Origin of the sequence: Methylobacterium sp. Leaf399 (assembly GCF_001424525.1) — a bacterium.
Classification (GTDB): Bacteria; Pseudomonadota; Alphaproteobacteria; order Rhizobiales; family Beijerinckiaceae; genus Methylobacterium.
On record NZ_LMQK01000032.1, the window covers coordinates 179089 to 202265 of the forward strand.

General features: G+C 68.9%; 21 protein-coding genes. 12 read left to right on the forward strand and 9 right to left on the reverse strand.

From position 1 onward, the window contains the following. Nucleotides 1–279: 279 nt before the first annotated feature. The 3 genes from ASG40_RS17170 (at nt 280) to ASG40_RS21930 (ending at nt 2502) form a co-directional block, all read left to right on the forward strand. Nucleotides 280–1023 carry a 3-deoxy-manno-octulosonate cytidylyltransferase gene (locus ASG40_RS17170; protein WP_055888450.1) on the forward strand — a complete coding sequence of 248 codons (744 nt, stop codon included), beginning with the start codon at nt 280–282 and terminating at the stop codon, nt 1021–1023. A 5-nt stretch (nt 1024–1028) separates the two neighbouring features. Next, a complete protein-coding gene (locus ASG40_RS17175; RefSeq protein ID WP_055888452.1) occupies nt 1029–1886 on the forward strand; it encodes a prephenate dehydratase in 858 nt (285 codons plus the stop codon). A gap of 325 nt (nt 1887–2211) precedes the next feature. After that, nucleotides 2212–2502, forward strand: a complete 291-nt coding sequence (locus tag ASG40_RS21930) for a hypothetical protein (protein WP_210168797.1) — start codon at nt 2212–2214, stop codon at nt 2500–2502. Nucleotides 2503–2538: 36 nt separating this feature from the next. Here the strand turns inward: ASG40_RS21930 and ASG40_RS17180 are convergent, their stop codons facing one another. Continuing rightward, entirely contained in the window at nt 2539–3264 is a 726-nt protein-coding gene (locus ASG40_RS17180; protein ID WP_055888454.1) for a fused DSP-PTPase phosphatase/NAD kinase-like protein, read from the reverse strand. A 223-nt stretch (nt 3265–3487) separates the two neighbouring features. Between ASG40_RS17180 and ASG40_RS17185 the strand changes: the two genes are divergently transcribed. The 3 genes from ASG40_RS17185 (at nt 3488) to ppa (ending at nt 5053) form a co-directional block, all read left to right on the forward strand. Continuing rightward, nucleotides 3488–3994, forward strand: a complete 507-nt coding sequence (locus ASG40_RS17185) for a GNAT family N-acetyltransferase (RefSeq protein ID WP_055888456.1) — start codon at nt 3488–3490, stop codon at nt 3992–3994. Nucleotides 3995–4070: 76 nt separating this feature from the next. After that, a complete protein-coding gene (locus ASG40_RS17190) occupies nt 4071–4385 on the forward strand; it encodes a hypothetical protein (protein WP_055888458.1) in 315 nt (104 codons plus the stop codon). A gap of 131 nt (nt 4386–4516) precedes the next feature. Next, nucleotides 4517–5053: an inorganic diphosphatase gene (gene ppa, locus ASG40_RS17195; RefSeq protein WP_055888460.1), complete on the forward strand. Its 537-nt coding sequence runs from the start codon at nt 4517–4519 to the stop codon at nt 5051–5053. A 55-nt stretch (nt 5054–5108) separates the two neighbouring features. On the opposite strand, the gene ASG40_RS17200 is transcribed toward ppa, so the two are convergent. After that, on the reverse strand, nt 5109–6398 hold the full coding sequence (locus ASG40_RS17200; RefSeq protein WP_055888462.1) for an FAD-dependent monooxygenase: 1290 nt from the start codon (nt 6396–6398) through the stop codon (nt 5109–5111). Nucleotides 6399–6559: 161 nt separating this feature from the next. Here ASG40_RS17200 and tesB point away from each other — a divergent pair, with 161 nt between their 5' ends. The 5 genes from tesB (at nt 6560) to ASG40_RS17225 (ending at nt 13814) form a co-directional block, all read left to right on the forward strand. Then, nucleotides 6560–7429, forward strand: coding sequence for an acyl-CoA thioesterase II (gene tesB / locus ASG40_RS17205; protein ID WP_055888465.1), 870 nt, complete (start codon nt 6560–6562; stop codon nt 7427–7429). A 290-nt stretch (nt 7430–7719) separates the two neighbouring features. Further along, on the forward strand, nt 7720–8058 hold the full coding sequence (locus ASG40_RS17210) for a P-II family nitrogen regulator (protein WP_055888467.1): 339 nt from the start codon (nt 7720–7722) through the stop codon (nt 8056–8058). Nucleotides 8059–8161: 103 nt separating this feature from the next. Continuing rightward, on the forward strand, nt 8162–9661 hold the full coding sequence (locus ASG40_RS17215; RefSeq protein ID WP_055888469.1) for an ammonium transporter: 1500 nt from the start codon (nt 8162–8164) through the stop codon (nt 9659–9661). Between the two features lie 345 nt (nt 9662–10006). Then, nucleotides 10007–10966, forward strand: coding sequence for a TorF family putative porin (locus tag ASG40_RS17220; protein WP_244472456.1), 960 nt, complete (start codon nt 10007–10009; stop codon nt 10964–10966). A gap of 202 nt (nt 10967–11168) precedes the next feature. Continuing rightward, nucleotides 11169–13814 carry a DNA translocase FtsK gene (locus ASG40_RS17225; protein WP_055888471.1) on the forward strand — a complete coding sequence of 882 codons (2646 nt, stop codon included), beginning with the start codon at nt 11169–11171 and terminating at the stop codon, nt 13812–13814. A 99-nt stretch (nt 13815–13913) separates the two neighbouring features. Here ASG40_RS17225 and ASG40_RS17230 read toward each other — a convergent pair whose 3' ends face one another. Beyond that, complete coding sequence (locus tag ASG40_RS17230) at nt 13914–15209, reverse strand: alpha-hydroxy acid oxidase (protein ID WP_055888473.1); 1296 nt, start codon at nt 15207–15209, stop codon at nt 13914–13916. A gap of 153 nt (nt 15210–15362) precedes the next feature. After that, on the reverse strand, nt 15363–17141 hold the full coding sequence (locus tag ASG40_RS17235) for an ABC transporter ATP-binding protein (RefSeq protein ID WP_055888475.1): 1779 nt from the start codon (nt 17139–17141) through the stop codon (nt 15363–15365). A 154-nt stretch (nt 17142–17295) separates the two neighbouring features. Here ASG40_RS17235 and ASG40_RS17240 point away from each other — a divergent pair, with 154 nt between their 5' ends. Then, nucleotides 17296–18252, forward strand: a complete 957-nt coding sequence (locus tag ASG40_RS17240) for a metal ABC transporter solute-binding protein, Zn/Mn family (RefSeq protein ID WP_055888477.1) — start codon at nt 17296–17298, stop codon at nt 18250–18252. Between the two features lie 4 nt (nt 18253–18256). Here the strand turns inward: ASG40_RS17240 and moaD are convergent, their stop codons facing one another. The 5 genes from moaD to ASG40_RS17265 all read right to left on the reverse strand — a co-directional run bounded on the left by moaD (nt 18257) and on the right by ASG40_RS17265 (nt 22956). Continuing rightward, complete coding sequence (moaD, locus tag ASG40_RS17245; RefSeq protein WP_055888479.1) at nt 18257–18508, reverse strand: molybdopterin converting factor subunit 1; 252 nt, start codon at nt 18506–18508, stop codon at nt 18257–18259. A gap of 26 nt (nt 18509–18534) precedes the next feature. Next, nucleotides 18535–19134, reverse strand: coding sequence for a CDP-diacylglycerol--glycerol-3-phosphate 3-phosphatidyltransferase (pgsA, locus tag ASG40_RS17250; RefSeq protein ID WP_055888481.1), 600 nt, complete (start codon nt 19132–19134; stop codon nt 18535–18537). A gap of 77 nt (nt 19135–19211) precedes the next feature. Then, nucleotides 19212–21263 carry an excinuclease ABC subunit UvrC gene (uvrC, locus tag ASG40_RS17255; RefSeq protein ID WP_055888483.1) on the reverse strand — a complete coding sequence of 684 codons (2052 nt, stop codon included), beginning with the start codon at nt 21261–21263 and terminating at the stop codon, nt 19212–19214. Between the two features lie 176 nt (nt 21264–21439). Next, a complete protein-coding gene (locus ASG40_RS17260; RefSeq protein WP_055888485.1) occupies nt 21440–21955 on the reverse strand; it encodes a hypothetical protein in 516 nt (171 codons plus the stop codon). Between the two features lie 116 nt (nt 21956–22071). Beyond that, nucleotides 22072–22956, reverse strand: coding sequence for an HpcH/HpaI aldolase/citrate lyase family protein (locus ASG40_RS17265; RefSeq protein WP_055888487.1), 885 nt, complete (start codon nt 22954–22956; stop codon nt 22072–22074). Nucleotides 22957–23177 lie beyond the last annotated feature (221 nt).

Consider the following 23177-nt stretch of genomic DNA (forward strand, 5'->3'; position numbering starts at 1 on the left):
AGGGTGCTTAGCCGCTCGGGGTCGATCTTGACAATGCCGGATCGAAATTCCTCGGCGTCGCAGTCGCCGCTTTGCCGGGACGGGACGGAGGAAGCGCCGGAAACCGCTGCGGTCCCGGCTTGGAAGAGTCCCGACTATGACAAGAGTCCCGACCATGACAAGTGCCGACCCCCCTGGTAAGCACGCGGCGCGGGCCGCCGCTTCGCCTTCGACCGGTCGGCCGCGAAGGTCGCCGATCCGCGGCGGGCCGCCGCGCCACGCAGGGTTTTTTGGGCATCGATGTCGGATCCCCTCGTCCTGATCCCCGCCCGTCTGGCGGCCACCCGTCTGCCGAACAAGCCGCTCGCCGACATCGCCGGCGAGCCGATGATCCTCCACGTCTGGCGCCGGGCGGTGGAGGCGGGGATCGGTCCGGTGGTGGTGGCCACCGACGCCGAGGAGATCGTCGCGGTGATCGAGGCGGCCGGCGGGCTCGCGGTGCTCACCGCGGCGGACCACCCCTCCGGCTCCGACAGGCTGGCGGAGGCCCTGGAGATCATCGACCCCGAGGGCAACCACGACGTGGTCGTCAACGTGCAGGGCGACCTGCCGACCATCGACCCGGCGGTCATCGGCGCGGCGATCACGCCGTTGGCCGACCGCACGGTCGACATCGCCACCCTCTGCGCGGTCATCACCCGCGACGAGGAGGCGCGCGACCCCAACGTGGTCAAGCTCATCGGCCACAGCGTCGGGCCCAACCGCCTGCGCGCGCTCTACTTCACCAGGGCCCAGGCGCCCTGGGGCGACGGGCCGCTGTTCCACCACATCGGCCTCTACGCCTACCGCCGGAAGGCGCTGCGACGCTTCATGGCGCTGCCGCCGGGCGAACTGGAGCAGCGCGAGAAACTCGAGCAGCTGCGCGCCCTCGAGGCGGGCATGCGCATCGACGCCGTCGTCGTCGAGGACCTGCCCCTGGGCGTCGACACCCCCGCCGACCTGGAGCGCGCCCGCGCGCTCCTCACCGCCCGCCGCCTGAACTGAGCCGCATGACCCAGACGACGATCTCCTACCAGGGCGAGCCCGGCGCCAACTCGCACATCATCTGCTCGCAGGCCTATCCGGACTGGACGCCGCTGCCGTGCCCGAGCTTCGAGGACGCCTTCGCGGCGGTGATCGAGGGGCGGGCCGCCCGCGCGATGATCCCGATCGAGAACTCAATCGCGGGGCGGGTCGCCGACATCCACCACCTGATCCCGACCTCGCCGCTCCACATCGTGGCCGAGCACTTTCTGCCGATCCACTTCCAGCTGATGGCGCTGCCCGGCACGCCGGTGTCGGCGCTCACCAGCGTCCACAGCCACGTCCACGCGCTGGGCCAGTGCCGGCGCCTGATCCGCCGGCTCGGGCTCAAGGCGGTGGTGGCAGGCGACACAGCGGGTGCCGCCCGCGAGGTGATGGAGGCGCGCGACCCGAGCCGCGCCGCCCTGGCGCCGGCCCTGGCGGCGGAGGTCTACGGCCTCGACATCCTGGCGCGCGACGTCGAGGACGAGAGCCACAACACCACCCGCTTCGTGGTGTTCTCGCCCGAGCCGGAAGCGCCGGCGGCGGATGTCGCCGCGGTGACGAGCTTCGTGTTCCGGGTGCGCAACCTGCCGGCCGCGCTCTACAAGGCGCTGGGGGGCTTTGCCACCAACGGCGTCAACATGTCGAAGCTCGAGAGCTACATGATCGAGGGCCAGTTCTCGGCGACGCAATTCTATGCCGAGGTCGACGGCCGGCCAGACGACGCCGGACTCGCCAGGGCGCTGGAGGAGCTCGGCTACTTCTCGCGGGAGCTGCGCATCATCGGGACGTATCCGGCGCATCCGTTCCGCGAGGCGTCGCGGGTAGATATTCTCGAATAAGCGGAATACTGCGAAGATGCGATTCGGGCCAAAGATATTTCACGTTATATCCTTATTAATATTTATATGCGCCATTTTTGTATGTTTTATATATACTATATCAAATAAAAATTCTCATATTGATGATATTATCAAAATAAATTTGTTAATTATTACGAGTGTTGGCGCAATAATTTCAACGATGTACTCTCTAATAAATAATCATTTAGCTTGGAAAACATTTCAAGGAGCAATGCAGCCGTCAGTTTTATTTAGATTAAAATCTGTAAGAGAAAATGGAATTTCTAGATCATGGATCGATTATAGAAATACGACCAACCACGACATGAGAAACGTAACCGTACATATTACAGTTGAAGTTGGAGACCAAAAATACGACTATTCAGGCCTTTTCCGAAAAAACTTTTTGCTCCCCGCAAAAGATGAAAGGCAAAGAATTTTCGATAATATCGAAGAATTTAAGAAACATAATATTACATCAGATCAAATATTAGAATCTCCTGAAACTACATTAACTATTGGGTATGAATATACTCATTATAATAAAATTGTTAAAGTAGAAAAACAACAAGAATATAAATGGGATGAAAATATCGGGATCTGGATCATAAAATGAAATATTATTATCTAACTTTGTAAATTCAATTTTATATTACTCGCGCTTGAGCACCCGGTCGACCAGGAGGTCCGACCAGAACCCGGCCCGGAACTCGCGGGTGAGCCGCTCGGGGTCGTAGGTGGTCTCGACCCAGGTCAGGAAATCCATGCCCTTCGCCTCGCCCTCGCGCCGGTAGAGGTCGAAGAATGCGTCGAGGATGCCGGTCTTGGCGAAGCGGAAGTGGCCGTAGCGGGCCGACAGCTGCCCCATCGCCTCGGCCACCGGCCGGCCCTCGTGCAGGATGAGGTAGAGCACCGAGCCGAGGCCGGCCCGGTCCGCGCCGGACTTGCAGTGCATGACCGCCGGATAGGCGATACCGTCGAAGAAGGCCTTGGCGGCCAGGATCGTCTCGCGGGAGGGCGCCTCGCGCGAGCGCAGCACGAATTCCACCAGCACCAGCCCCTCGCGCTCGCAGGCTTCCCGCTGCAACGGCCACGAGCCGTGCTCGCGGCCGCCGCGCAGGGAGACCACGGTCTTCACGCCCTGGCGGCGGAACCAGGCGAGCTGGTGCGGGGTCGGCTGCGCCGAGCGCCAGATCTTGCCTTGCCCGAGCCTGTGACGGTTGAGGTAGGCCAGCCTGAAGATGCCGTGATCCACCAGCAGCATGTTGGCCCAGGCCTTGGCCCGCGAGACCGGGCCTGCGATCGGCTGCTCGAACCGGGCGATGCGCGCCATGCGCCGGGCATAGCGGGTCTCTGGCTTCAGGAAGCGCTTGAACACGAGGGGGAGGGGCCAGCCGGGGTCTTCGAGGAACGATCCATCCGGCTCTACCAGTCGGCCAACGGGGCGGCAACGTGGCCGGCATCGGGGACGGGTGCCACGTCGGACCGGGCGCGTGCTGCGCGTCCGGCATCGGGCTTGCCTTGCGCGACCGGCCTTGTCTTTGCCGACATCGTGGTCTTCGATGCCGGTTCGCTCTTCCCATCCGCCGCGGGGACACGTCATGAGCACGAGCACGATCAGCATCCGCCGGGCCCGCACCGAGGACGCGGATCGTCTCTCCGACGTGTTCGACGAGACCTGGCGCGAGGCCTACCGCGGCATCATCCCCGGCATCTGCCTGGAGCAGATGATCGCCCGGCGCGGCCCGGCCTGGTGGTGCGCCGCCGCCCGGCGCGGCCGCCCGCTCGTGGTGGTGGAGGCGGCCGACACCATCGTCGGATACGCCAGCTACGGCCGGACCCGCGGCAGCATCCTGCGCACGGCCGGCGAGGTCGACGAGATCTACATCACCCCCGCCTACCAGGGCCTCGGCCTCGGCCGGCGCCTGTTCCGGGCGATCCGCAACGACCTGGCCGACCGCGGCATGGGCCGGGTGGGCGTGTGGTCGCTGGCGGATAACGAGCGGGCCCTGGCGTTCTATGTCGGCCAGGGCGGGATCGTGGTCGGGCAGTCGGTGGAGCGGCTGGCCGGCGCGCTCCTGCCCAAGGTCGGCTATCGGTTCGGTTGAACGCCGACGCGCGTTCGTTCGTTCACGTCCGTAAGGGGCCGCCATCCTGTCGCGGTCGCCCGAGGAGCGAACGACCATGGACGTCACGGCCGCCGATTGGGATTCCCGCGTCGACCGGTTGAGCGCGAAGCTGCCGGATCGCCTGCGCGCCGGCCTCGACTGGTTGCGCGAGCCGTCCCGGCGTCCGGTGCGGATCGTCGCGGCGGCGCTGTTCATACTCGGCGGGGTGTTCTCGATCCTGCCGGTCCTCGGGCTGTGGATGCTGCCCGTGGGCCTCGCCCTCATCAGCCAGGACGTCCCGGGCCTCAAGGTGCCCCTCGAACGCTCCGCCCGCTGGATCGAGCGGACCTGGGAGCGCCTGGCCGCGCGCTGGCGCAAGCCGGGCGCCTGACCCTTCGCTCCGGTCGAAACGCCCGGATTGTCACGGGAAACCGCCGCGGACGATTTTGCTTCGCGGCGCGGGCGCCTTAAAGACACGGGCAACGGGGCCACAGGCCCTCGATGCCCGGGAGATAACGAACCATGATCATCGACGCCGTCTCGATCGGAAAGAACCCGCCCCACGACGTCAACGTGATCATCGAAGTGCCGATCGGCGGCGAGCCCATCAAGTACGAGATGGACAAGGAGGCCGGCGCCCTGGTGGTGGACCGCTTCCTCTACACCGCCATGCACTACCCGGGGAACTACGGCTTCATCCCCCACACCCTGTCGGGCGACGGCGACCCCTGCGACGTGCTCGTGGCCAACACCCGCGCCATCGCGCCCGGCGCCATCATCAGCGTGCGCCCGGTGGGCGTCCTCGTGATGGAGGACAATGCCGGCGAGGACGAGAAGATCATCGCGGTGCCCTCGCGCAACCTCACCATGCGCTACGACCGCATCGAGAACTACACCGACCTGCCCGACATCACGATCCACCAGATCCAGCACTTCTTCGAGCACTACAAGGACCTGGAGCCCGGCAAGTGGGTCAAGATCCTGCGCTGGGGCGACAAGGCGGAGGCCCACCGCCTCATCCTCGAGGGCATCGAGCGGGAGAAGGCCCGCAAGGCCTGAGGCCGCCCGGAGCGGGCAAAGGTCCGCATCCGGCCTCGCCGGCCGGACGCGGGGTTCAGAGCGGCTCGCCGCGCAGGAGCCGCGGCAGGGCCTTGCCCTCGCCGGACGCTTCGCCCGACGCCTGGCCGATGAACCGGCGCTTGAGGCGGGGCAGCCTGTCGACGAGGCCGAGGCCGAGGTCGCGCAGGAGACGCAGCGGCAGGATGTCGTTGGAGAACAGGCGGTTGAGCCCGTCGGTGGCGGTCGCCATGGCGAGCGTGTCGAACCGGCGGCTGCGCTCGTAGGCCAGCAGCACGTCGCGCCCGCCGGGGTCCATGCCGAGCCGCAGGGCGTCGGTGACCGCCTCGGCGAGGGCGGCGACATCGGCGAGGCCGAGGTTGAGGCCCTGGCCGGCGATCGGGTGGATGACGTGGGCGGCGTCGCCCAGGAGCGCCAGCCGCTCCGCCTGGAACGCCCGCGCGATGCCGAAGGCGAGGGGGTAGGGGCGCGGCGCTCCTTCCAGCGCGATCCGTCCGAGACCGGCGCCGAAACGACGCTCGACCTCGTCCAGGGTGTCCTCGTCCGTGCCGCCCAGGAGAGCGGTGGCATCCGCGCTCCGCTCCGTCCAGACGATGGAGGAGCGGTGCCCGAGGGATCCGCCGTCCACGAGGGGCAGGATCGCGAAGGGGCCGCTCGGCAGGAAATGCTCGATCGCCCGGCCGTGGTGCGGGCGCTCGTGCGCCACCGTGGCGACGATCCCCACCTGCGGGTACGACCAGCCGACCCAGCCGATCTTGGCGGCCTCGCGCAGGCGCGAGCGGGCACCGTCGGCCGCCACCACCAGGCACGCGGCGACGACGCTGCCGTCGTCGCGCCGCACCGACAGGGCGCCCCCGGCCGGGACCGCCTCCACCACGCCGGAGGCCTCGAGGCGGACACCGGCGGCGGCGCAGGCCGAGAGCAGCGCCGCCACCAGGGGCTCGGCCTCGACCATGTGCGCGAAGGGTGCGGTCTCGCCCGCATCCGCATCCTGCGCGAAGGTGAGGAACACAGGACGCACGGGGTCGGACAGGCGGCTGTCGCTGATCGTCATGTCGCGGATCGGCTCGGCCGCACCCGCGATCCCGGACCAGAGCCCGAGGCGCGTCAGCAGGCGCCTTCCCGCGCTGGCGACGGCGTAGGCGCGCCCGCGATGGCGGTGGGCTCCCGCCGGCAGGGCGGGATCGCAGACGAGGACGTCGAGGGATTCGCCGTGCGCCTGCTTGAGGGCCAGCGCCAGGACGAGACCGGGGATGCCCGCGCCGGCCACGAGGATGGTCCGTCGCGGCAGGCGTCTCTCGGCCGGGTCCGTCGTCACGCCGTCCATTCCGCTCATTCCTTCCTGCGTCCCATCCTGCATCGGTGTCGCGAACCGTCTGGATCGCGGCACCGGGACTGCTATGTCCCCCGTCCAACGGCCGCAACGCGGCCATCGGTCCGGATCACCTTCCCACGGGATCGCGACCGCATGAAGGGCACCCCGGCCGCATGACTGGCATCGTCACCGAACTCCTCCACGTCCTCGATCTCGACGCGATCGCCGAGGATGCCTATCGCGGGATCAGCCCGACCGTCGGCTGGCCCCGGGTGTTCGGGGGCCAAGTGGTGGCCCAGGCCCTCGTGGCGGCGACCCGGACCGTGCCTGCGACGCGTCCGCCCCACTCGCTGCACGCCTACTTCCTGCTCGGCGGCGACCCGAAGGAGCCGATCCTCTACGAGGTCGAGCGCATCCGCGACGGGCGCAGCTTCACCACCCGGCGGGTCGTGGCAAAGCAGCACGGCCGGGCGATCTTCGCGATGTCGGTGTCCTACCACGACCCGGAGACCGGCGTCGTCCACCAGTTGCCGATGCCGGACGTGCCCGGCCCGGAGGGCCTGCCCGATTCCCGCGAGGTCGCCGCCAAGGGGGGAGGGGGCATGCCGAGCCCCGTCCTGGCCTATTTCGGGCGCGAGCGCCCGATCGAGCTGCGGCCGGTGGAGATCGAGCGCTATCTTCGGCGCGAACCGCGCGAGCCGCGCTTCCACGTCTGGCTGCGCGCCGTGGCTCCCCTGCCCGACGATCCGGCGATCCATCAGGCGGTGCTGGCCTACGCCTCCGACATGACGCTGCTAGACGCCACCCTGATCGCCCACGGCCAGACCGTGTTCGACGGGGCCATCCAGTCGGCCTCCCTCGACCATGCCCTGTGGTTCCACCAGCCGTTCCGCGCCGACGAGTGGCTGCTCTATGCGCAGGACAGCCCGAGTGCGGGCGGTGCGCGCGGTTTCGCGCGGGGGCTGATCTACACGCAGGACGGCCGGCTCGTGGCATCGGTGGCGCAGGAGGGGATGATTCGCCCTCGCCGCAGCGAAAGCTGAGCCGTCGCACAGCCCGGTTTGCCTATTTTGTCGCCAATATGCGACTTCGATGATCTGAAGCCCCCGGCGCGCCGCCCACGGGCGCATCGCCCAGCCGCTTTGGGCGCCAGAACAGGCTGCCGGGCGGGCAGATACGCCCGGACACAAAAGGTTCCGCTTGGCATAGTCCTTGAATGACGGCGGCCCGAGCGGAGCCATGCCGGCCCCCGCGACATCGTCCGGATCGCGTCCGGTCCCGCCCTCGAGCGGGACGGGGGTCCGGGCCAACATCGGACAAGGGGGCGCCGCCCATGAAAATCGTGATGGCCATCATCAAGCCGTTCAAGCTGGAGGAGGTGCGCGACGCCTTGACCGGCATCGGCGTCCACGGCCTCACCGTGACCGAGGTGAAGGGTTACGGCCGGCAGAAGGGCCACACCGAGATCTACCGCGGCGCCGAATACGCGGTCAGCTTCCTGCCCAAGCTCAAGATCGAGGTCGCCGTCTCCGCGGACGTCACCGGAACCGTGATCGACGCCATCGCCGCCGCCGCCCGCACCGGCCAGATCGGCGACGGCAAGATCTTCGTGCTGCCCCTCGAGAAGGCCGTCCGCATCCGCACCGGCGAGACCGACGCCGACGCCCTCTAGGACGTCGCAGCCGCCCCTCACGGGCAGGACGGCCCGCCGCGGGCAGCCCCCACCCTTCACCCCTTCACATCAGCATCGCACCCCGATCGGGAGTCTCGTTTCCATGAAACTTCGCAATGCCCTGGCGCTCGGGATGGGAGGCGCCGCACTGGCCCTTCTCATCATCGAGCCATCCCTCGCACAGACGCCGACGCCCGCCGCGGCCGCGACACCGCCGGCACCGGTCCCGAACAAGGGCGACACCGCCTGGATGCTCATGTCGAGCGCCCTCGTGCTGCTGATGACGCTGCCGGGCCTGGCCCTGTTCTACGGCGGCCTCGTGCGCACCAAGAACATGCTCTCGGTCCTGACGCAGGTCTTCGCCATCGCCTGCCTCGTCTGCCTGCTGTGGGTCTGCTTCGGCTACAGCATGGCCTTCACCAACGGCGGCAGCCTCAACGACTTCGTCGGCGGCTTCTCGAAGGCCTTCCTCAAGGGCGTCGACCCGACCACCACGGTGGCCACCTTCTCCAACGGCGTCGTCATCCCGGAATACGTCTACATCTGCTTCCAGATGACGTTCGCGATGATCACCCCCGGCCTCATCGTCGGCGCCTTCGCCGAGCGGATGAAGTTCTCGGCGCTGGTCGTGTTCATGGTCCTGTGGGCCACGCTCATCTACTTCCCGATGGCGCACATGGTCTGGTACTGGGGTGGTCCGGACCTGGTCGGCAACGCCGCCGCGGCGGTGGCCGCAGCCACGGACGAGGCCTCCAAGGCCACGGCCCAGGCGGCGCTCGACGCGGTCAACGCCGACGCCGGCATGATCTTCAAGTGGGGCGCTCTCGACTTCGCCGGCGGCACCGTCGTGCACATCAACGCCGGCGTCGCGGGCCTGGTGGGCTGCATCATGCTCGGCAAGCGGATCGGCTACGGCCGCGACCTGCTCGCTCCCCACTCCCTGACCATGACCGCCATCGGCGCCTCGCTGCTCTGGGTGGGTTGGTTCGGCTTCAACGCCGGCTCCAACCTCGAGGCGAACGGCACCACGGGCCTGGCCATGATCAACACCTTCGTCGCCACCGCCGCGGCCGCCGTCTCCTGGCTGTTCGTGGAGTGGCTGCTCAAGGGCAAGCCGTCGCTGCTCGGCATGCTCTCGGGCGCCATCGCCGGTCTCGTCGCGGTGACGCCGGCGGCGGGCTTCGCCGGCCCGATGGGCTCGATCGTGCTGGGCCTCGTGGCCGGCGCGCTCTGCTTCATCATGTGCTCCACGGTGAAGAACGCGCTCGGCTACGACGACTCCCTGGACGTGTTCGGCGTCCATTGCGTCGGCGGCATCCTCGGTGCCCTGGCCACCGGCATCCTCGTCAGCCAGGACTTCGGCGGCGCGGGCCTGCCGGACTACACCACCAAGCCCGGTGAGCTCGTGGTGGGCAGCTACGACATGGCCACGCAGATGCTGGCCCAGGCCAAGGCGGTGGGCTTCACCATCCTGTGGTCGGGCATCGGCTCGGCGATCCTGTACAAGCTCGTCGACCTGACCATCGGCCTGCGCGTCACCCAGGACGAGGAGCGCGAAGGCCTCGACATCGCCGACCACGGCGAGCGCGCCTACAACTACTGACCGGCCGACGACGGGATCGGCGGTCTCCGCCGAGACCGTCGATCGCGGCGAGCCGACGTCAAAGGGCTCCGGTTCATCGAACCGGAGCCCTTTTTCATTGCCCGCCGCTGCCGCGCGGCGAAGTCGCCACCGGTCGAACCGGCGAGCAGACGCGTCCGGCGAGGGCGATCCGACGGCGAAATTGTGTCGCGAAAACAACATCGCGGCGGGAACCCCCATGCAGAGGGGTTATCTGCCCAAGAATTGGGCATTTGCCCGAAAGTTAGTTTTGCTGTCTCCCCCCGTTTCCGGCACCGTCAGTCAACGTCGAAAAAGGGGCTGAGGTCTATGAAGTCGAAGATGTCCATGCGCGGAGTTGCTGCTTCCGTCGCGGCCCTGCTGAGCCTGGGCCAGGCTCATGCAGCAGATCTCGCAGCCCCCAAGGTCATGCCGATCGAAGCCAAGGCTCCGGATCCGTTGATCGGCTTCTCGTTCGGTTCGCGCTACCAGACGGACTATAACTTCCGCGGTATTTCCCAGTCGAATCGCCAGGGCAGCTACCAGACCTTCTTCGAGGCACAGTATTTCGGCGGCTTCGCCTACACGGGCTTCGCCACCTACCAGACCCGCCTGCCGACGCGCCCGGACATGGAGTTCGATCTCGTCGCCGGTATCCGCCCGACCTTCGACAAGCTCGCCTTCGACTTCGGCGTGATCTACTACTTCTACCCCAACGAGACGCAGCTGTTCGCCGCCCCGGGCGTGCCGTTCACCACCAAAAACACCGACTTCATCGAGTACGCCGGCAAGGTCACCTACCCCCTGACCGACTCGCTCACCGTCGGCGCCAACGTGTTCTTCGCGCCGAACTACCTCGGCACCCACACCAACGGCACCTACGCTTCGGGCACGCTCGCCTACACGCTTCCCGCGACCCTGTTCTCCTTCCTGCCCGAGGCTTATGCCGGCGGCTTCTCGATCTCGGGTGAAGGCGGCCATTACTTCCTCGGCGCCCTCAAGAACTCGGCCAGCGGCTTCAACCCCGCCATCGGTCGCTTCAACGTGATCGACCTGCCGAGCTACGCCTACGGCAACGTCGGCATCTCCTACACCTACAAGAACATCGTCCTCGACGCCCGCTACCACACCACCAACCTGAACCAGGTCCAGTGCGGCACGGTCTCGGGCGACTTCCGCGGACTGGTGACCGGCGGCCGTTCCAAGTGGTGCGGCGACTCCTTCATCGGGTCGATCACCTTCCAGACCTCCACCGCGGCTCCCGGCATCTACGCCGAGCCGGGCGGCCTGCTGAACCTCTTCCGCTGATCTCAGCCGACGCGACTGCCTTGGGGCTCCGGAGCGATCCGGGGCCCTTTTTCGTGGGCGCGTCCCATTGCGCCGCAGAGGTTCGCGACGGGTGTTCGGCCGCCGCCCACAGGCATTTGGCGGCCACGGCGGCATCCTTAAACGGCCGTTAACTCGACGGCCGTTAGCGTTACCGGACAGTTCTCATTGTGTCTGGTCCCGCATGCGCTCGCTCCGACGTTCCGCATCGCCCTACGAGACCTTCGTCGAATCCCTGCGTCCGTTCCTGGCCAAGCGGATGACGGAACTCGGCGGCCTCGTCCTGTTCGCGGGCGCCACGGCGCTCACGGTGGCCTTGGCCACCTGGTCGATCGACGACCCCAGCCTCAACCACGCCACCAACCATGCCGCCCACAACGTGCTCGGCGCGCCCGGCGCCGTGGTCTCCGATCTCGCCATGCAGCTGATCGGGCTCGGCTCGCTGGCCTTCGCCCTGCCGCCGACCCTGTGGGGCATCCGCCTCATGCGCTCGCGCGACCTGCCGAACGGCGGCCTGCGCATCACCCTGTGGATCATCGGGTTCTTCGCGGCCAGCGCCGTCGCCAGCGCCCTGCCGCCGACCACGCGCTGGCCGCTGCCGACCGGGCTCGGCGGGGTCGCCGGCGACGCGCTGATGCATGCCGCCCGCACCCTGGTCGGCGTCGTCTCGACCGCTGCGGCCTCCCTGTGCGGCTTCGGCTTCGCGGTCGTGGCGATCCTGGCGCTCACCGCCGCCTGCCGGGTGGGCCCGGCGGACGAGATCGAGGAGGAGCCCTATCCGGCCGTGCGCAGCCCCGTGCGGCGCGAGCCCGGCCGGGCGGAGCGGGAGGCCGCCGACGAGCCGAGCTTCGGCATCCTGTCGCTGGGTACGGTGGCGCAGGGCGTCATGGCCGGGCGGGAGGGCATCGGGACCTGGGTGCGCGACTGGCGGGCGCAACGGACCGCCGCCGCCACGGCGGCCGTCTACACGGGCAACTCGCCGGCGCTCGCCGCCAAGCGGGCCTTCGCGGACGAGGACGAGCCGGCCTGGACCGGAGCCGCCGGGCACGACGGTCGGCGCGAGCCCGTCTTCGACGTGTCGGATCGGCCCGCGGCGCCTGCACCGGTCGCGGCGCGCAGGGCCAGCCTGCCGCCGGTCCTGCACGACGACGAGGGCGACGACGACACGGTCGTCGACGAGCCCCTGCACGAGAAGCCCGCGCCCGTGCGCTCGCGGGTCAGCCAGCCGCCGTCGTCGGTACCGCCGACGGTGCGCCCGGCCGCCGCAGCGCCCGCCCCGCGCAACGGCGCCTATGCGCATCCGGCCCTGACGCTGCTGGCCGAGCCCAAGGGTCCGTCGGCGTCCAGCCTGATCTCCTCCGATGCGCTGGAGCAGAACGCAACGCTGCTGGAGGCGACGCTGAGCGATTTCGGCGTGCGCGGCGACATCCTGGCGGTGCGCCCCGGCCCGGTGGTGACCCTCTACGAGCTGGAGCCGGCGCCGGGCACCAAGTCGAGCCGGGTGATCTCGCTCGCCGACGACATCGCCCGCTCGATGTCGGCGGTCTCGGCCCGCGTCGCCGTGGTGCCCGGCCGCAATGCCATCGGCATCGAACTGCCCAACGACAAGCGCGAGACCGTGTACCTGCGCGAACTCCTGGCCTCGGCCGACTTCGCCGAGACGCCGCACAAGCTCGCCCTGTGCTTAGGGAAAAACATCGGCGGCGAGCCGATCATCGCCGATCTCGCCAAGATGCCCCACCTGCTGGTGGCCGGCACCACCGGCTCGGGCAAGTCGGTGGCCATCAATACCATGATCCTGTCGCTGCTCTACCGGATGAAGCCGGAGGAGTGCCGCCTCATCATGGTCGACCCCAAGATGCTCGAACTCTCGGTCTACGACGGCATCCCGCACCTGCTCTCCCCGGTCGTGACGGACCCCAAGAAGGCGGTCATCGCCCTCAAGTGGGCCGTTCGCGAGATGGAGGAGCGCTACAAGAAGATGTCGAAGCTCGGCGTGCGCAACATCGACGGCTTCAATGCGCGCCTGACGGAAGCCCGCGACCGCGACGAGGTCCTCACCCGCACCGTCCAGACCGGGTTCGACCGGGACACCGGCGAGGCCGTCTACGAGACCGAGGAGATGGACCTCAACCCGCTGCCCTACATCGTGATCGTGGTCGACGAGATGGCCGATCTGATGATGGTGGCGGGCAAGGACATCGAGGGCGCGATCCAGCGTCTCGCCCAGATGGCGCGCGCCGCCGGCATCCACCTGATCATGGCGACGCAGCGCCCGTCCGTCGACGTCATCACCGGCACGATCAAGGCGAACTTCCCGACCCGGATGAGCTTCCAGGTGACGAGCAAGATCGACAGCCGCACGATTCTGGGCGAGATGGGCGCCGAGCAGTTGCTCGGCCAGGGCGACATGCTGTTCATGGCCGGCGGCGGGCGCACCACTCGCGTGCACGGACCGTTCTGCTCGGATTCGGAAGTCGAGAGCGTGGTCGCCCACCTCAAGCGGCAGGGCCGGCCGTCCTACCTCGACGCCGTCACCGCCGACGACGGCGCGGGCGATCCGGCCAAGCCGGGGGAGCCCGAGGCCGACATCGCGGTGTTCGACCAGGGCAGCTTCGGCGAGGCCGGTGGCGAACTCTACGACCAGGCCGTGGCGGTGGTGCTCAGGGACAAGAAGGCCTCGACGAGCTACATCCAGCGCCGTCTGCAGATCGGCTACAACCGCGCCGCCTCGCTGATGGAGAAGATGGAAGTCGAGGGTATCGTCGGGCCGGCCAATCACGCCGGCAAGCGCGAGATCCTGGTGGAAGCGGACGCTCAGGTCTCCTGAGCGCCAAGTCGCCTGATCGCTCAAGTCGCCTGATCGCTCAAGTCGCCTGATCGCCCACGATCGTCCCGGACCTCACGAAGATCCGGGATCGCTGTCGGCTCAGGCGCGGTGGATGCTGGCGCCGGTGATCTCGGCGAGCCTGGTCGCACCGACCTGGCGCATGATGGTCTCGAACTCGCGCTGCATGATGGTGAGCACCATCTCGACGCCGGGCTGGCCGAAGGCGGCTAGACCCCAGACGTAGGGCCGACCGATGCAGACGGCGGTGGCGCCCGAGGCCAGCGCCTTGAGGACGTCGGTGCCGCGGCGGAACCCGCCGTCGACCAGCACGGGGATGCGCCCGTTCACGGCCCCGACGACTTCCGGCAACACACCGATGGTCGACTGCAGGCTCTCCTCGGCACGGCCGCCGTGGTTCGAGACGATGATGGCGTCGACGCCGTAGTCCAGCGCGGTCCTGGCGTCCTCGTGGGTGACGATGCCCTTGAGGACGAGCTTGCCCTTCACGATGCCGCGCAGGCGCTTCACGTAGTCCCAGGTCATGCCGGTGCCGTAGAGGTTGGTCACCTTGGACACGTCGATGCCGTCGAACATCGGCTTGCGGCTGACCTCGTTCTTGAACCCGGGCGTATGGCAATCGGTGCAGGTGCGGGTGTCGCCGCGACGGTCGCGAAACAGGGTCTCGGTGTTGCGGCCGCCCTGGCGGTCCACGGTCAGGACGATGGCGGGCGCGCCGGCCATCTCGGCCCGCGCCACCAGCAGTTCCGTCACCGCCCAGTCGTCGGTGGGGTAGAGCATGTACCAGACCGGGGCGCCGCGCTCCTTGATCACGTCCTCGATCGAGGTGCTGCCCACCGTCGAGAGGATCATCTGGTGACCCTTGACCTTGCAGGCGCGGGCGGCCGCCGCCTCGGCCTCGGGATGGAAGGCGCCGACGCTGCTCACGGGGGCCAGCGCAATAGGGCTCGCCCAGGTCTCGCCGAAGATCTTCACCGAGGTGTCGATCTTGCGCACGTCGATCAGGCGGCGGGTGCGGATGGTGATCTTGTCGAAGTCGTCGCGGTTGGCCCTGAGGGTCTTGTCCGCGTCGACGCCGCTGGCGAGGTAACCGTAATGGGCCGGGGGCAATTCCTTCTTGGCCACCGGCTCGAAGTCGAACACGTTGAGCGCCTGGGCCGGCGAGGCGATGAGGTCGCCGTTCATGACGGGGGCTTGCCGCAGCACGTCGTAGCTCTGGGCGATGGCCTCGGATGTGCCGAGCGCCAGCAATCCGGCCACGGCCCTGGCGCCGCTCGGGGCGAGGAGCGGGCTGGCGGTCAGATACTCAAGCAATCGGCGCCGGTTGAACGACGTCTCGGACTCGGATTTACCCTCGGAAACTGAATTTTCATGCATGATCGGTCTCGCAGTTCGGTCATCGGCAATGATGTCGTCTATCATCACCGATGACCGGCCTACTATGCCGCAGCGCAAAATTTTTACGTCGCACCGCAAATAAATTGACGGCCGTCGCCGCCGGGGCACGCGGCCGGCGGCGGTCGGGGCCGCTCAGGGCTCGGGCAGCGTCTCGGCGTCGCCCGTGAGCTGGACGCGGTGGAGGCGGGCGTAGGCCCCGCCCGATGCCATGAGGGCCTCGTGGGTTCCGGTCTCGACCACGCGGCCGGCTTCCATCACCACGATGAGGTCGGCGTCGCGCACGGTGGAGAGGCGGTGGGCGATGACCAGGGTGGTGCGGCCGCGCATCAGCCTGGCGAGAGCCGCCTGGACCAGGCGCTCGGATTCCGAATCGAGGGCGCTGGTGGCTTCGTCGAGGAGGAGGATCGGCGCGTCGCGCAGGAAGGCGCGGGCCAGCGAGATGCGCTGGCGCTCGCCGCCCGAGAGGCGTCCGCCGCCGGGGCCGACCCGGAAGTCGTAGCCCTCCGGCAGGCGCGAGACGAAGCCGTGCGCCGCGGCGGCTTCGGCGGCGGCCTCGATCTCGGCGCGGGTCGAACCGGCCCGGCCGAAGCCGATGTTGGCCGCGATGGTGTCGTCGAACAGCACGATCTCCTGCGAGACCACGGCCACCGCCTCGCGCAGGGAGGCGAGCGTCACCGCGCGCACGTCCTGGCCGTCGATGGCGACGTGTCCGGCGGTGACGTCGTAGAGGCGCGGCACCAGGTTGAGCAGCGACGACTTGCCGGAGCCCGAGCGCCCCACCAGCGCGGTGACCGAGCCCGCCGGCACGGTCAGGTCGATCCCCTCCAGGGCCGGGGCGTCGTCGCGGTAGCGGAACCGCACGCCCTCGAACCGGATCTCGCCGCGATCCAGACGCAGGGGCGTCGCGTCGGCCGCCTGTCGGACCCGCGGGGCCTCGTCCATCAGGGCGAAGTAGCGCTGCAGGGCGGCCGCAGCCTCCTGCAGGATGGCGTTGAGGGTGCCGAGCGCCCGGGCCGGCTGGGCCGCCAGCAGGAGCGCGGCGACGTAGCCTGTGAAATCGCCCACCGTGCGCTCGCCGGACATGACGCGCTGGCCCACGAGCACCAGCACGGCGGCCACCGCCAGGCCGCCGCCGACCTCGAGGAGCGGATCGAGCCGTCCGCGGGCGTTGGCGGTCTTCATCTTGAGGCGGCGGACCTCGTCGAAGGCCTGCCTGGCCCGGCCCTTGAGGTAGCCCTCCAGGCCGTAGGTCTTGGCGATGCGGGCACCCTGCAGGCTCTCGTTGATGAGGCTGGCGGCCGCTCCCATCTGCTCCTGGGTCGAGGTCGAGACCCGCCTGAGCTTGCGCCCGATCCGCGCGATCGGCCCGGCCACGAACGGCACCGTCACCGCCGCCACCAGCGTCAGCACCGGGTCCATCCAGACCAGCGCCGCCACCAGCGCCACCAGCATGGCGATGTCGCGCAGGAGCACCGTCGAGATCCGGGTCAGCGCCTCCTTGATGTAGGCGAAGTCGGTGGTGAAGCGCTGCGTGAAGGCGGCCGGGCTCTCGCGCCCGAGCTGGGCGAGGTCCGCCTCGATCAGGTGGGAATAGAGCGCCACCTGCATGTCGGCCTCCACCCGCGTCACCACCCGGTTGGTCAGCACGGTCTGCCCGAACAGCGCGAAACCGCGGATGGCGGTGATGGCGACCACGACCATCGGGCCGTAGGACAGCGCGCCGACGTCCTTGGCGTCGAAGGCGTCGAAGGCGGACTTGATCAGCACCGGATAGAGGCCGGTGGCGGCGCCGACGACGGCGATGAGCACCAGCACCACGGCCAGCGTCGCCCGGTGCGGCGCCAGCCATTCCCGCCAGACGCGGCCGAGGAGGGGGAGGGTATCGCCCCTCGGGAGCGGCCGACGCGCCATGCTGATCCGTTCGTGGTGCCCGACGCGAAGGCCGGTCGCCGCCGCGTCGCCCGCTGTTTGGCGGTGCCCGGTCCCGAGATCAAGATCATGGGGCGGATTGGCAATGTGATAGTGTTACACTAAGACGTCGCGATCGTTGAGGACGAGGCCCCGCATGCGACCCCGATTTCCCTCCCGCCCGGACCGGCGCTCACGCGCGATCGTGTTCCTGACGGTCCTGCTCTCCGGGCTCGGATCCGCTTTGGCCCTCGGGTCCGCCACGAGCCAGGAGGTGGCCCCGATCCGGGCGGTGGCCACCTTCTCCATCCTCGGCGACCTCGTGCGCCAGGTCGGCGGCGACTGGGTCGTCGTCTCGACCCTGGTGGGGCCGGATGCCGACGCCCACGGCTACAATCCGGCCCCCGGCGACGCCCGCACCCTGCTCGAGGCGCAGATCGTGTTCGTCAACGGGATCGGGTTCGAGGGCTGGATCGACCGGCTGATCAAGGCCTCGGGCAGCAAGGCGCCGGTGATCACGACCTCGACGGGGGTCGCCACCATTGCGGATCAGGATCACGGGCATGATCACGGAAAAGACCACGCGGTCGATCCGCATGCCTGGCAGAGCATTCCCAATGCCAAACGCTACGTCGCCAACATCCGGGACGGGCTCGCCAGGGTCGATCCCGCCCATGCCGCGGCCTATGCGGCCAACGCCGCCGCCTATCTCGTCAGGCTCGACGCCCTCGATGCGCGGGCCAGGGCGGCGATCGCGGCGATCCCGGCCGACCAGCGTCGGGTCATCACGACGCACGATGCCTTCGGCTACTTCGGTGCCGCCTACGGCCTTCGCTTCATCGCCCCCCAGGGGGTCTCGTCGGACAGCGAGGCGAGCCCGCGCGACGTCGCCCGGATCATCCGCCAGATCCGCAAGGACAAGATCCCCGCCGTCTTCCTGGAGAACATCGCCGATCCGCGCCTGATGCAGCAGATCGCCAAGGAGAGCGGCGCCCGCATCGGCGGCAAGGTCTATTCGGACGCCCTCTCGAAGCCGGACGGGCCGGCGGCCAGCTACATCGACATGATGACCAACAACTTGGCGGCGTTCGGCTCGGCCCTGACGCCGCCCTGAGCGCTCAGCCGCCGGTCATCGGCGGGAAGAAGGCGATCTCGCTGGCCCCGGCGAGGGCGGAATCCGGCTTGGCGTGGACCTTGTCGATGGCCGCCCGCACCACGCCGGCATCGGCGAAGGCGGCGGCATACTCCTCGCCGCGCCCGCGCAGCCAGCCGACGAGGTCGGCGACCGTGGCGATGCCGGCGGGCAGGTCCACAATCTCCTCGGCCTTGCCGACGCGCTCGCGCACCCAGGCGAAATAGACGAGCTTCATTGTCCGGCTCCTCAGCCCTGCCCCGATCAGCGCGGATCGTCGATCACGTGCTTGATGCCGGCTCTCATGTAGTCGTAGCCGGTGTAGAGCGTGAGGGCCGCGGCGAGCCAGAGCAGGCCGATCCCGGCCGCCATGGTGCCGGGCAGCAGCGTCTCGCCGGCGGGGCCTGCGACCAGGAAGCCGATCGCCACGAGCTGCAGCGTGGTCTTCCACTTGGCGACCTTGCTCACGGGTACACCGACCTTGAGCTCGGCGAGGTATTCCCGCAGGCCCGACACCAGGATCTCGCGGCACAGGATCACGATGGCGGCCCACAGGGTCCAGCCGGAGATCGACCCGTCCGCCGACAGCATCAGCAGGCAGGCGGCCACCAGGAGCTTGTCGGCGATGGGGTCGAGCATGCGACCCAGCGCCGAACTCTGGGCATAGGTGCGGGCGACGTAGCCGTCGAGATAGTCGGTGATCGCGGCCAGGACGAAGACGCCTAGCGCGGTGAAGCGGGCCGCCGGCTCGTCGGGCCAGTACAGCAGGGCGACCATCACGGGCACCGCCGCCAGGCGCCCGTAGGTCAGGCAATTCGCCAGGTTCCAGGCCGGCGACCGGCGTCGGGGGAGGACGGCGTTCATGGGCGCGGTGAACCACGCTGGGTCGCGGGGGTCAACCGGTCCGCTAGGCCATCCCATGCGGCGAGGCCGCGCCATCCTCACCCGTTCGCATGGAAGAAATCGTACACCGCCCGCGCGGTGGCGGCGTTGACGCCCGGGGTCTTGGCGATGTCCTCGAAGGCGGCGCGCTCGATGGCCTTGACCGTCCCGAAGTGGTTGAGCAGGGCGCGCTTGCGGCTCGGGCCGATACCGCCGATCTCGTCGAGGGGGTTGCGCACGAGTTCGCGTTTGCGCTTGGCCCGGTGGGTGCCGATGGCGAAGCGGTGGGCCTCGTCGCGCAGGCGCTGCACGAAGTACAGGGTCGGGTCGCGCGGCGGCAGCTTGAACGGCGGCTTGCCCGGCACGAAGAAGGTCTCGCGGCCGGCGTCGCGGTCGCGGCCCTTGGCGATGCCCACGAGCGTCACGTCGGTGACGCCGATCTCCTCGAGGGCGGTGCGCGCGGCGTCGAGCTGGCCCTTGCCGCCGTCGACGAGGACGAGGTCCGGCCAGGCCGGGAAGGTCTCGACCTCGTCGGGCAGATCGGCCGGGGGAGCGGAGGCATCGGCGGCCACCACGGGCTCGACGGCGTTGCGCGGCGCTTCCTTGACGAGGCGCTTGAAGCGCCGCTGCAGCACCTCGCGCATCATGCCGTAGTCGTCACCGGGGGTGATTTCCTCCGACTTGATGGTGAAGGTGCGGTAGTGGGTCTTCATGAAGCCGGTGGGTCCGGCCACGATCATGCCGCCGACCGCGTTCGTGCCCATGATGTGCGAATTGTCGTAGACCTCGACCCGGCGCGGACTGCTGGCGAGCCCGAACGACTGCCCGAGCGCCACCAGCAGCTTGCCCTGGGAAGCGGTGTCGGCCAGCCGGCGGGCCAGGGCCTCCTTGGCGTTGCGCTGGGCGTAGAGGACGAGGTTCTTGCGCTCGCCGCGCTGGGGCATGTGGATCTCGACCCGGTGCTCGGTGCGGCTCGACAGGGCGGCTCCGAGCAGCTCGGCGTCCTCGATCGGATGCGAGACCAGCACGATCCGGGGCGCGGGCTTGTCGTCGTAGAACTGCCCGATGAAGGAGGCGAGCACCTCGTCGGGCGTCATGGTCCGATCGGCCTTGGGGAAATAGGCGCGGTTGCCCCAGTTCTGGAAATTGCGGAAGAAGAACACCTCGATGCAGAACTGGCCGGCCTGTTCGTCGAGCGCGAAGACGTCGGCCTCCTCGACCCCTTGGGTGTTGACGCCTTGCGTCCCCTGGATCGCCGAGAGCGCGGCGATCCGGTCGCGAAAGCGGGCGGCGCGCTCGAATTCGAGGGCCTCGGAGGCCGCCTGCATCTCCTCGCGCATGCGGTCCTTCACCGCGTTCGACTTGCCCGAGAGGAAGGCGCGGGCGGATTCGGCCATGCCGGCATAATCGTCGAGGGCGATCTCGCCGGTGCAGGGGCCGGCGCAGCGCTTGATCTGGTAGAGCAGGCAGGGCCGGGTGCGGTTCTCGTAGTAGCTGTCCGAGCAGGTGCGCAGCAGGAAGGCGCGTTGCAGCGCGTTCACCGTCCGGTTCACCGCCCAGACGCTGGCGAAGGGCCCGTAGTAGCTGCCCTTGCGCCGGCGCGCGCCGCGGTGCTTGACGATCTGCGGCGCCTCGGAATCCGCCGTCACCAGGATGTAGGGGAACGACTTGTCGTCGCGCATCAGCACGTTGAAGCGCGGCTTGAGCTGCTTGATGAGGTTGGCCTCGAGCAGCAGCGCCTCGGTCTCGGTGGCGGTGGTGACGAACTCCATCGCCGCCGTCTGCGAGATCATCCGGGCGATGCGGTTGGAATGCGCCTGGCCCCGCGCGTAGGAACCGACGCGGGCCTTCAGGTTCTTGGCCTTGCCGACGTAGAGCACGTCGCCCTTGTCGTCGAACATCCGGTAGACGCCCGGCCCCGAGGGCAGCGTCGTCCAGAACCGGCGGATGATCTCGGTGCCGGCCTTGACCGCGCCCTCCTCGAAATCAAAGTCGATCTCGGGGCTGTCGTCGGCACGCTCGGGCGGCTCGTCGACCTCCTCGCGCTCGTCGAAGCCGTCCGGCGGCAGGTCCTTCTGGAAGGAACGGTCTTTCGCGGGCACGCGGCTCATGCCGGAGACTTAGGCCGCGGCGCCGAGCGAGGGAAGGGCCGGGCGCGTGTCACGCCCGGCCGACGTCCTCGATCCTAAGCAGGCCTTCGTGGGTCGCCCCACGAAGGCCTGCTTCAATCTCCTTGATGGGGCATCATTTTTTCCTGCGAACCGCAGACCACTTCGCAGAATGATGCTTAGCGCACGGCCTCGACCACGATCCGCTCGTCGGCGGGCGGGCTCGCCGGCCGCCGGACGAGCCGCGGGCGCCAGACGCCGAGCACCACGTTGGCCGTCGCCACCGCCAGCAGCGTCCACAGCACGCCGCGCTCCGAGCCGAGGTCGGCCAGCATCGCGGGGTCGACCCGGCCGGCGAGGGCGCCCGCACTGAGGTCGGCCTCCTGCCGCATCGGCCCCTGGATGTAGACGAGCCCGCCCTCGAAGATCAGGACGCCGGTGGCGAGCTTGGCCCAGGCCCAGCCGGCGTTGTGGAAGGCGCGCTGGGCGATCGCCAGCAGGCCCGCCAGCAGGGTCAGCGCCATGGACGGGAGGAACACCCAGGTGGCGACGGCCCCCATGGCACCGCGCATCAGGGCGTAGCCGGGCAGCGCGGCCGGGGGCGGGGTGAAGCTCAGCATCACGACGAGGCAGGCCATCGCCCCCATCATGCCGATGGCGCCCATCGTGTGCAGGAATTTCAGGAGGCGTCGCACGACGTCCGGCCCTCCGCCGCCATTGCTCGAGGGGTCAGCCTACGACAGGAAGCCGGTCCCCGCGAGCGGACCCGCCGCCGCAGGATCGCCGCGGCCGGGAGAGCGCGTTGGCCCCCTCAATACCCCCGCGCGGCGATCGCCTCCGACCAGTTCACCGCGCGCCGCGCCATGCCGATGTGCTGGCGCTCGTACATGCGGCCCTCGACCTTGATGGCGCCGCGGCGGGCGTTCTCGGGCTTGTCGAAGGCGTCGATCACGAGCTGGGCGCGGCGGACCTCCTCCTCGGTGGGGGCGAAGGAGGTGTTGGCGGGCTCGAGCTGGTTGGGGTGGATCAGGGTCTTGCCGTCGAACCCGAGGTCGCGCGCCTGGCGGCACTCCACGCGGCAGCCCTCGACGTCGGCGATGTCGTTCCAGACGCCGTCGAGGATGGTCAGGCCCTCGGCACGGGCCGCGGCCAGGGTCAGCATCATCCAGGGCAGCATCGGCACCCGGCCGGGCACGAGCTGGGCCCAGGTGTCCTTGGCCAGATCGTTGGTGCCGAGCACGAAACAGGTGAGGCGGGTGCGCCGGTCGCGCCGGGCCTTGGCGATCTCCTGGATGTTGAGGATGGCGGCCGGGGTCTCGATCATCGCCCAGATGGCGATGTGCTCGGGGGCGTCGAGGGCCTCCAGGTGGTTGGCGATGCTCTCCAGCACCGCCGGCGAGGAGACCTTCGGCATCAGGATCGCGTTGGGCCGCGCCTGGATCGCCGCCTTGAGGTCGGCCTCGCCCCATGGGGTCTGGGGGGCGTTGACGCGGATGACGAGTTCGCGCTCGCCGTAGCCGCCCGATTCCACCGCGGCACAGACCTGCTGGCGGGCCAGTTCCTTCTCGTCGGGCCCGACCGCGTCCTCGAGGTCGAGGATCAGCGAATCCGCCTGCAGCGTCTTGGCCTTCTCCAACGCCCGGGCGTTCGAGCCGGGCATGTAGAGGACGCTGCGGCGAAGGCGGAGGTCGGACATCGGGCATTCCCCTGGTGAGGCCGCGGAACTTAATGCACAGCGCCTGCCGCGACACCCTGCCAAGCTGCGAAAACCTGTCGATCCCACCGGTTTGATACCATCGCGGAGGCGCCGGACACGGGCGACATCCCCGGTTGCCGACGCCGGGAGGCGGGGCGCACGAAGCCTTAACCGGTTGCCGCCATCGTCCGATCCTCCCGCAGCGGAACGGGTCTCGCACG

What these genes read in the sequence shown, in the direction of transcription:
- ASG40_RS17170 (WP_055888450.1), top strand. Translation starts at nt 280, where the DNA reads ATGTCGGATCCCCTCGTCCTGATCCCCGCCCGTCTGGCGGCCACCCGT.
- ASG40_RS17175 (WP_055888452.1), top strand. Translation starts at nt 1,029, where the DNA reads ATGACCCAGACGACGATCTCCTACCAGGGCGAGCCCGGCGCCAACTCG.
- ASG40_RS21930 (WP_210168797.1), top strand. Translation starts at nt 2,212, where the DNA reads ATGAGAAACGTAACCGTACATATTACAGTTGAAGTTGGAGACCAAAAA.
- ASG40_RS17185 (WP_055888456.1), top strand. Translation starts at nt 3,488, where the DNA reads ATGAGCACGAGCACGATCAGCATCCGCCGGGCCCGCACCGAGGACGCG.
- ASG40_RS17190 (WP_055888458.1), top strand. Translation starts at nt 4,071, where the DNA reads ATGGACGTCACGGCCGCCGATTGGGATTCCCGCGTCGACCGGTTGAGC.
- ppa (WP_055888460.1), top strand. Translation starts at nt 4,517, where the DNA reads ATGATCATCGACGCCGTCTCGATCGGAAAGAACCCGCCCCACGACGTC.
- ASG40_RS17200 (WP_055888462.1), bottom strand. Translation starts at nt 6,398, where the DNA reads ATGGACGGCGTGACGACGGACCCGGCCGAGAGACGCCTGCCGCGACGG.
- tesB (WP_055888465.1), top strand. Translation starts at nt 6,560, where the DNA reads ATGACTGGCATCGTCACCGAACTCCTCCACGTCCTCGATCTCGACGCG.
- ASG40_RS17210 (WP_055888467.1), top strand. Translation starts at nt 7,720, where the DNA reads ATGAAAATCGTGATGGCCATCATCAAGCCGTTCAAGCTGGAGGAGGTG.
- ASG40_RS17215 (WP_055888469.1), top strand. Translation starts at nt 8,162, where the DNA reads ATGAAACTTCGCAATGCCCTGGCGCTCGGGATGGGAGGCGCCGCACTG.
- ASG40_RS17220 (WP_244472456.1), top strand. Translation starts at nt 10,007, where the DNA reads ATGCGCGGAGTTGCTGCTTCCGTCGCGGCCCTGCTGAGCCTGGGCCAG.
- ASG40_RS17225 (WP_055888471.1), top strand. Translation starts at nt 11,169, where the DNA reads ATGCGCTCGCTCCGACGTTCCGCATCGCCCTACGAGACCTTCGTCGAA.
- ASG40_RS17230 (WP_055888473.1), bottom strand. Translation starts at nt 15,209, where the DNA reads ATGCATGAAAATTCAGTTTCCGAGGGTAAATCCGAGTCCGAGACGTCG.
- ASG40_RS17235 (WP_055888475.1), bottom strand. Translation starts at nt 17,141, where the DNA reads ATGGCGCGTCGGCCGCTCCCGAGGGGCGATACCCTCCCCCTCCTCGGC.
- ASG40_RS17240 (WP_055888477.1), top strand. Translation starts at nt 17,296, where the DNA reads ATGCGACCCCGATTTCCCTCCCGCCCGGACCGGCGCTCACGCGCGATC.
- moaD (WP_055888479.1), bottom strand. Translation starts at nt 18,508, where the DNA reads ATGAAGCTCGTCTATTTCGCCTGGGTGCGCGAGCGCGTCGGCAAGGCC.
- pgsA (WP_055888481.1), bottom strand. Translation starts at nt 19,134, where the DNA reads ATGAACGCCGTCCTCCCCCGACGCCGGTCGCCGGCCTGGAACCTGGCG.
- uvrC (WP_055888483.1), bottom strand. Translation starts at nt 21,263, where the DNA reads ATGAGCCGCGTGCCCGCGAAAGACCGTTCCTTCCAGAAGGACCTGCCG.
- ASG40_RS17265 (WP_055888487.1), bottom strand. Translation starts at nt 22,956, where the DNA reads ATGTCCGACCTCCGCCTTCGCCGCAGCGTCCTCTACATGCCCGGCTCG.